This is a genomic window from Pedobacter sp. 01N416 (assembly GCF_056399685.1).
In genome coordinates this window covers 1-1,581 of sequence record NZ_JBFTRT010000825.1, presented here as the reverse complement: position 1 = coordinate 1,581, position 1,581 = coordinate 1, and the positions used below count along the sequence as shown (strand labels likewise).

Annotated in this window: 2 protein-coding genes and 1 pseudogene; all 3 read left to right on the top strand. The window is 36.4% G+C overall.

The window, feature by feature from the left end:
* Positions 1 to 280, top strand: a pseudogene (locus AC1DND_RS27575) (hypothetical protein); the annotation flags it as partial.
* A gap of 30 nt (positions 281 to 310) precedes the next feature.
* Complete coding sequence (locus AC1DND_RS27570; RefSeq protein ID WP_477586008.1) at positions 311 to 649, top strand: hypothetical protein; 339 nt, start codon at positions 311 to 313, stop codon at positions 647 to 649.
* Positions 650 to 899: 250 nt separating this feature from the next.
* Positions 900 to 1,581 (top strand): carboxypeptidase regulatory-like domain-containing protein (locus AC1DND_RS27565; RefSeq protein ID WP_477586006.1); only part of this gene is annotated, 682 nt, incomplete at its 3' end.

Below are 1,581 nucleotides of genomic sequence, written 5' to 3'. Positions count from 1 at the left end.
GGGCAGTACCGATCCAAATGTTGATCTTTCAAAAGAAAAAGACCAGATTATTTTCTTAAAAACCATTGCTGATGATTTTTTTAGCGATGATAATTTTCTCGAACCTGCAGTAATGCCTGAGGATAAAGCCGATAATTATACACCTGACAAAGCCCTTTATGAGGAATTAAAAAAATCGGGATTAAATGGCTTTAAGTATCGTTTAGGAAAAGAGAACAACATTTACATTGCCTGGAGCGAGAAAGAGCAGAAAGTGAAGATTTATTATAACTGCTGTTAATAGATATAAATCAACGCCAGGAATTTAGAAATGAAAAGATCTGAATTTATTGCAAACCGATTAAGAGAAGTTTTATTAAATGGTTATTGGATTGTCCACACCAACTACCAGGCGGCCTGTTGGAAATTAAAGATCAGTATAGTTTTGACTGCCGCCAATGCAATCAGAAGAAGATTGGAAAAAGCTGTTGAAGAGTTTTTGGCTAATTCGGCAGCTTTCGCCGGTGAAGTAGCACAAATGCCAGATGAAAAATTAGATCAGGTATTTGTAAATGAAAGGTATGGCACCTATCTGCGTAAGCTAGAAGGTGTAATTGAGCACAGTTACTACCATTTTGGGCAGATTGTTCTGATCAAAAAAATGATTTAGCAGTAACAAAATAAATGTTGCTACTGATGGTGAAGCGTATCAATCTAAAATGCCCTCATTAAACGCATAACTTTTACTTCTTCCCCCCCCCGCCTCTTCTTTTTTAAAGATATTATTCTCCGCAAATCATGTGCTTATATTCTTTTTTAAATAAAAAAATTTTATTTTTATTTGCGATAACTAAATAATAGTTGTATTTTCAGGCACTTAACCAAACGCACTATTTTATTAACGCTCCTTCAACACCTACATGCTCAAACAACTCTTCTCGGCTCTCATTTTTTCATTACTATTTTTTCCGGCACTGGCGCAAAATGCTAGTATAAAAGGCGTTGTGATTGATACCGTTGAAAAAATAAAATTACAGAACAGTTCTATCCTGCTAATAAGAAGTAAAGATTCCATTTTAGTTAAAGATGCACGGACCAAGGTTAACGGTGAATTCGAGTTTTCGAATTTAAAAAAAGGAAATTATACCCTGGTGGTCACTTTTCCGAGGATGGCCGATTATATTAGAGACATCCAATTGTCTGATTCATCAAAATTTAACCTGGGTAATATCGCGATGGATAGCAAAGCCACGCTTTTAAACGAAGTGGTAATTAAAGCCCAAAAGCAGGCCATTAGCATGAAGGGCGATACCATAACCTACCAGGCAGATAGTTTTGCGGTAAAACCACATGCTAATTTACAGGATTTATTAAGACGCTTACCTGGAATTGAGGTTGATAAAGATGGCGCCATAAAAGCTGGTGGAAAAGATGTAAATACACTTTTGGTTGATGGCGAAGAATTTTTTGGCGACGATCCACTTCTGGCCCAGAAATACCTGAAAGCCAATGCCGTTAGTGAAGTGCAGGTTTATGACAAAAAAACCAAAGAGGAAGAATTATCTGGTATAAAAGAAGGTGATGCCAAAGAGAAGGTAATGA

What these genes read in the sequence shown, in the direction of transcription:
- AC1DND_RS27570 (WP_477586008.1), top strand. Translation starts at nt 311, where the DNA reads ATGAAAAGATCTGAATTTATTGCAAACCGATTAAGAGAAGTTTTATTA.